Source organism: Neobacillus sp. NRS-1170 (assembly GCF_050468025.1).
In genome coordinates this window covers 1-6,100 of record NZ_JBITPF010000058.1, presented here as the reverse complement: position 1 = coordinate 6,100, position 6,100 = coordinate 1, and the positions used below count along the sequence as shown (strand labels likewise).

General features: G+C 35.5%; 6 protein-coding genes. 2 read left to right on the top strand and 4 right to left on the bottom strand.

All coding sequences use genetic code 11. The annotated features are described in order from the left end of the window. Nucleotides 1-252: 252 nt before the first annotated feature. On the bottom strand, nt 253-513 hold the full coding sequence (locus ACIFOT_RS23320) for a hypothetical protein (RefSeq protein ID WP_430068520.1): 261 nt from the start codon (nt 511-513) through the stop codon (nt 253-255). A gap of 386 nt (nt 514-899) precedes the next feature. On the opposite strand from ACIFOT_RS23320, the gene ACIFOT_RS23315 reads away from it, so the two are divergent. Continuing rightward, nucleotides 900-2,174 carry an IS110 family transposase gene (locus tag ACIFOT_RS23315; protein WP_430068517.1) on the top strand — a complete coding sequence of 425 codons (1,275 nt, stop codon included), beginning with the start codon at nt 900-902 and terminating at the stop codon, nt 2,172-2,174. 463 nt (nt 2,175-2,637) lie between these two features. Further along, nucleotides 2,638-3,828 (top strand): leucine-rich repeat domain-containing protein, encoded by a 1,191-nt coding sequence (locus ACIFOT_RS23310; protein ID WP_430068514.1) that lies wholly within the window; start codon nt 2,638-2,640, stop codon nt 3,826-3,828. A gap of 631 nt (nt 3,829-4,459) precedes the next feature. Here ACIFOT_RS23310 and ACIFOT_RS23305 read toward each other — a convergent pair. The 3 genes from ACIFOT_RS23305 to ACIFOT_RS23295 form a co-directional block, all read right to left on the bottom strand. Beyond that, complete coding sequence (locus ACIFOT_RS23305; protein WP_430068511.1) at nt 4,460-4,942, bottom strand: YndM family protein; 483 nt, start codon at nt 4,940-4,942, stop codon at nt 4,460-4,462. 368 nt (nt 4,943-5,310) lie between these two features. After that, nucleotides 5,311-5,517, bottom strand: a complete 207-nt coding sequence (locus ACIFOT_RS23300) for a DUF1657 domain-containing protein (protein ID WP_430068509.1) — start codon at nt 5,515-5,517, stop codon at nt 5,311-5,313. A 218-nt stretch (nt 5,518-5,735) separates the two neighbouring features. Then, on the bottom strand, nt 5,736-5,906 hold the full coding sequence (locus ACIFOT_RS23295; protein WP_430068506.1) for a hypothetical protein: 171 nt from the start codon (nt 5,904-5,906) through the stop codon (nt 5,736-5,738). Nucleotides 5,907-6,100 lie beyond the last annotated feature (194 nt).

The following is a 6,100-nucleotide window of genomic DNA, read 5'->3' as shown; positions in this document are numbered from 1 at the left end:
TTCATGATAACTTAAAGTAACGGGTGCAATAGCTGAAGATCCAACTGCCTTTTTTGGCGGCTTTTCTTATTGAAGTAACGAAGCAGATTCGTTGCGGAAGGATTTGCGATAAAAAGTATCCAAACTAAGAAAAATAACGGAAGCTAAATAGCTCCCGTTTCTAATTTTGACCGCCCTAAAATGCAGTCTACCTATTTTACTTTTTACCTAAAAGGCAATAAATTTTTATGTAAAACAAATCCAGCGATTATCTTAGTAATAAAAGAAAAGGAAGAATAAGATATCAATAACTAAGAAAATAATCAGACCAATTCCTGTATAATCTTTTCCTTTGATAAAAAAATAGACACTGAGTCCAATAGTTAAAACCATTCCTACGAGTATCACTCCAAACAAAATGGAATAATTCGTTGTCACTAATAATAATTCCATTACCACAAACTCAACGATTAACCCTATCGATATTCCAATAGCTACTTCGCCTTTGTTTTTTTTCAATGCTTCAAGGGTCATAAAATCCTCCGAATAGGTTATTTTGTCATATGCCAAATGGTCTTGTTAATGTATATGCAAATCAGGAAGTACAAATCAATTCAAATTGAAATTCTTTTAGATTGCTTAGGAGGATTGTTTTGAGGCTATTTATATTCTAAAATCCCGATTGAAACACCTCTTAAACAGTTACATCCCAACTTTATGAAGGATATAAAGGTACGGGTGCTTGGTGCTTGAATTTAAGATGAGCAGCGGCAGCTCTTTTTTTCTTGTTGATCAACTAACGGGGCAGTTTAGCATTCCTGTAGAACGTTAAATATCAGGTTTGAAAAAAATAGAGCCCCTCAGTAAGATTCGAGTATAGAGTCCAATCTAACTCAGAGTCTTAAGGAGGAAGCCCTAATATGAATTTTAAAATGCAAGACAAACAAAATCAACTAATAGAAAGAATTTCCGATTCTCATCTAATTGTAGGTGTGGATATTGCCCAACAATTACACGTTGCTCGAGCTGTTAACTTCCGTGGAATTGTAGTTGGAGATCCTCTTACATTTGAAAACAATGAAGAAGGGTTCAAAAAACTATTAAGTTGGATTCAAAACTTACAAGAACTAAAAAACTTAGATTCAACAATTGTAGGGATGGAACCTACAGGACATTACTGGATTAACCTATCCAAATGGTTGGATAAACAAAACATTGAAGTAGTTACGGTGAATCCCCACTTAGTAAAAAGGAATAAAGAGAATCGGGACAATACTCAATCGAAGAGTGACAAAAAAGATGCCCTCGTTATAGCGGATATGGTGAAAAACGGCTATTATTCCTTTGTTCGTCCAACCTCAGAATCATTTGAGAAACTTAGAGTTCTAATTTCTAACCGTGATGTAATTGTTAAACGTCTCGTGATGGCTATTAATCAAGTAAATCGATGGGTGGATGTAGTCTTCCCGGAACTCAGACAAGTGTTTAAAGATGTATCGTGCAAAGGGGCTCTCGCAACCCTTCGTTTATTTCCTACACCGGATGAAATATCTTCACTAGAAACACTAGATGTCATAAGGGGATGGAAGTCTTTAATGAAACGACAACCAGGACCCAAAAAGGCTCAATTACTAATCAATCTAGCAAAATCCTCTATTGGGACCGGACAAGCCCTTGATGCTTATAAATTCCATTTAGAACAATTATTAGAGGAATATGACCTCGCTGTAAAACAACTCGAAAGAGTTGAACAACAAGTCAAAGATGTTCTCTACACCATACCATTTGCAAAAAAATTACTTATGATTAAAGGAATAAGTGAAATTTCATTAGCCGGGATACTAGGTGAATCAGGAGATCTACGTGGTTTCTCCCATGGAAACTCTCTATTACGTCATGCGGGATTACACCTAGCTGAAGCAAGCTCAGGCAAATGGAAGGGCCAGATTGTCATTTCAAAGCGTGGAAGGTCCAGACTGCGACGATTCCTTTACTTAGCAACTATGAGCCTTGTGATGAATAACCCTGAGTTTAAAGCCCTCCATTCCCATAATGTGAAGGTAAAGAAGTTAAAGAAAATGAAATCAATCATGAAACTGATAGGTAAATTAGCTAGGATTTTTGTAGCAATAGCACGAAGAAACGACTCTTACTGTCCCAATAAAATCCAAGCCGTAATCCCTTTAGCTGCATAGAAAAAACGTATTTTAAATAGTTTCTTTAATTTTGAAGGTTGTCTTATTCGCAGGATTTCAAATATGTACGGAGTACCAGGTTTATTCAACAAAAGGGCATTGTGACCCATCAGTTTAGCATAACTGGCCTCCACCCCTTGGAAAGGCATGACGAAGGAATGAGAGGGCAATTGACCCGTTGAGACATGGGAGGGAAAGCCTCCAGGGGCGGCGTGGAGATGTACATTATATGGTAAAATATGGAGTGATAGCTGACTCCTTTATTTAACTATGCCTTCACGGAGCCAAAATGATCTAAACTCATTTCATTTACCCGTAAATCCAATTACAAGGGTTATGAAATCCTGCGAATAAGGGAGCATTCGAGAGATATTCGTATTAAACTGAGGGAGTTGAAGAAGGATTTCCACTAATTAACATAGAATATTTGTATTTATCATTCAGTTAAGATATTGGAGGAGCTATGGCATCATATAAAATCGGTAACATCAAAATAATAAGAAATCTAGATGATAGAGAAGAAAGGCTGATTGTATCTTCTGAACACATTTCAGAGAGTCTGGAGTTAATTAAAGTTCACAATTTTAAAAGTATTTCAATCGGCGGGAGCTACAATCTTTCAGATATTGACTTTCTAAAGGAATGTCCTCATATTGAGAAACTTTTTATTAAAGGTGAAAATATAAGAAAACTTGAGGGTTTATCACACCTTGTAAATTTGAAAATTATAGCTATGAATGACTTAAATAAAAAAGTAAAACTTGATTTAGGGAATCTGTTCTCTTTAGAGGAACTTTATGGAGAACTGCCAACCAATGCAACTGGACTTTCTAAATTAAAGAACCTAAAGCGGATGCAGATATGGGGTTATAAACCACTTTCTAAGACATTTTCTGAAATTGGGGAAATTGAAAATCTTGAAGTGTTACATCTAATTCAAGCCCAAATTGAATCATTTGAAGGAATTGGTCAATTTAAAAAATTACAAGAGTTGGATTTGTATGGACTTAATAAATTGACAGACATCTCCGCTATCCAGCTTTTAAGAAACAGTTTAAGGATATTAACAATGGAGAACTGCAAAAAGATTCAAGATTTTAATCCTATTGGAAGTTTGGGAAATTTAGAATCGTTAATTTTAAGAGCTTGTGGGAGTATGGAATCCATTGCTTTTACAAACGGGTTGCCGAAATTAAAAGGTTTTGATTTTACAAACACAAATGTTGAAGACGGCGATTTATCTTATTGCCAAAGAATACCGACTGTTCATTTTACACAGAAAATGCATTATTCGCATAAACGAAAGGATTTAACTAATTTAAAAATAGAAAATATCCCAATACCAACCCTTAAATGGCGAGAAAGAATGGAAGACGGAGATGATATGTTTACACTCGAAAATATAAGTGCGGCAGAGACATCACTGAATGAGTATTTTGCTAAAATTAAAGGCTTGAATGAAAAAGCGACTCAAAAAAAACTGTTAGCCTGTGTTAAAGAAATTGTTCTAAAATTTAACCAGCTAAATGAACAATACGATTCTTTTATTGAGACAACTGAAAGAGAGGAATTAGTAGAATATATATTATCTGTTGCTCAGTTAGCAGGGTTAGAAACATTAGATGACCTTACGGAAGAATGGAGAGAATGGTAAAACTTGTTGAACTCCCATGAAAATAAAAACTGAAAAAGAGCATACAAAAATAGACCCAGAAAAACCAGTTTTAAAAAAAAGGCTGAGCCTCTTGAAAGATCATATAATGGTTGAACAGGTAAATGGATTCTTTCTAATTAGTATTAAATAAGGCAAAGCTAGCGCAACAACCAGAAAAAGGATTAATCTCCCATAAGTGCTACCCCTAAATGGGTGCGACAGTCGGTGGTACACCGTGGTCGTTGGAGTCAGACTAACGGATGGGCTCAAAGGCACCATAGTTCAAAGACCTTCTTCGCCAGCATTAAAACAGTATAGACTGCCTGATCCATTTTCATTCTCTGTGGTGAAGCGATGATTTTTGCGCTTCATGGATGGCTAACGGGTGCAAGAGTTACAGATCCAGCTGCCATCAAGGTGGCTTTTTTCTTCTTCAAGTAACTGGCAGGATAGTCAAAGAAATGGGTAATAAATTGATAAGGTAGTAATCGTTTTCGGTGGGAATTAAGAACCAGGTGGAAGGCGGGTCAATCTTAGACGCACATCAAATTGCTTTCGAAAATGCAGCGGAATAATTGGGATAATTTAAAAAAGCGTACATTCATTTGGAATGTACGCTTTTTTTAGATTATTATTGTTTATTCTGGTCCTCCTGAGACTTGTCCTGTTGAGCACTTCTTACATCCTGTTTAACAGGAGTTAATTCAGAAGAGGCTTCTGTTTGAAATTGTGGTCTTCCAGTTTGGATGGTTTGTCGCTGATTGGAAGCCTGTTTGCCACGTTCTCTTCCTAATAAACGATGAAAGAAGATTTCAAAAGCTGTGATCGCTATCGAGCCAATAAGTGAAGCGGAAAACACGTCATCCTCAATGGTCATATTATCCATCATTAAGTAGAGAATGACAAACGATAAGACAAAATCAGCAATCGTTGCCACTGTGTTATTGGTAACTCGTAAAATAAATAAGTCGCCCAATACATAACTAACAATAGCTAAAACCGCTGAAATCCCTAGGATATCAGAAGCACCCAAATCGTAGCCCAACGCATCAATAATGCCTAGAACAACAACAGCTGCAATAAACTTCATGACAATTCTTAAAATATGCCTCATATCTTACACCTCCTTTGTGTATTTTTCGAAAAAATCTTTTAAGATATACACCGACCTCTCTGAAGCAATCGTTAAGGATATTTTGATTGGAATAATTTGTGAAGGATTGTACTTAACCCTAAGGGGCATCTAGCTGCCAAATTGGTGGCTTATTTTTTAATGAGCTAACGGGCAGGTTAGTATAATAAAAAATCAATCTTTATGACGTATTTGAGCGATATTACGTAACGAATGAACAACCTAAAAAACTACCCTAGATAGGTAGTTTTTTAAGATAGACGTTTAAATTGTTTTCAAAGTATTATATGGAACTTAATTGATAAAATTAATTCCATATAATAGGAAATGCCGCTGTGGTCAGAACACAATTATTGTTGTTTGTATTGTGGTTCCTCGGCTTGAATTTCTTGAAGACGTGGTTCAAGACTATCAAGAACAGATTGTGTTTGTTGTGCAGCTTGTTGATAAAGTTGTTTAGCGTTTTGGTTGTCAGTTGCTAAAGCGAAGGTTTCAAAGCTTGCCTGTGCACTTTTTAAACTTGCTAATGCTGTTTGAACGTCTTTTCCAACTGTCATTTAAAGACCTCTTTTCGCAATAAAATTGAAATTACAAAAGTATTATGTGGAATATTTATTAGCTTATGTATTAGAGATTTACTAATTTCAACCTAATACAAAACCATCCTAAAAAGGATGGTTAAGGAAAATGGACTAGATTTTGTTATGTAACATCATATGCGAATCTTGATTATCTATATTTGGGCAATAACACAATTTTCAATATTTTGGATGATTTATTTCCCCCATAATTTTTTAACATCAAGCGGTACTATCTCTCGTCCATTTATTTGTTTATGGATAATGGGATATTTGAAGGGGTCATAATAATTTCCGCTATCTACTGTAGAAAAACGGGCACGTACATCAACACCTAGAATATTTTTAACGTATTTGTTGACCGTCATTTTAATCATCTCCTTCATTTATTTACTAAATATTATCTTTCTTGGGATTAAAATAATTCAAAAAATTTTTGTTCACAAATACAGGGATAATACGCAATAGAAGTCAGAGGTACTTGTTTAACTAACGGGTGGAAGAGTTGAAGATCCAGCTGCCTTTTATGGCGGCTTTTCTTCTTCAACTCCCATGAAAATAA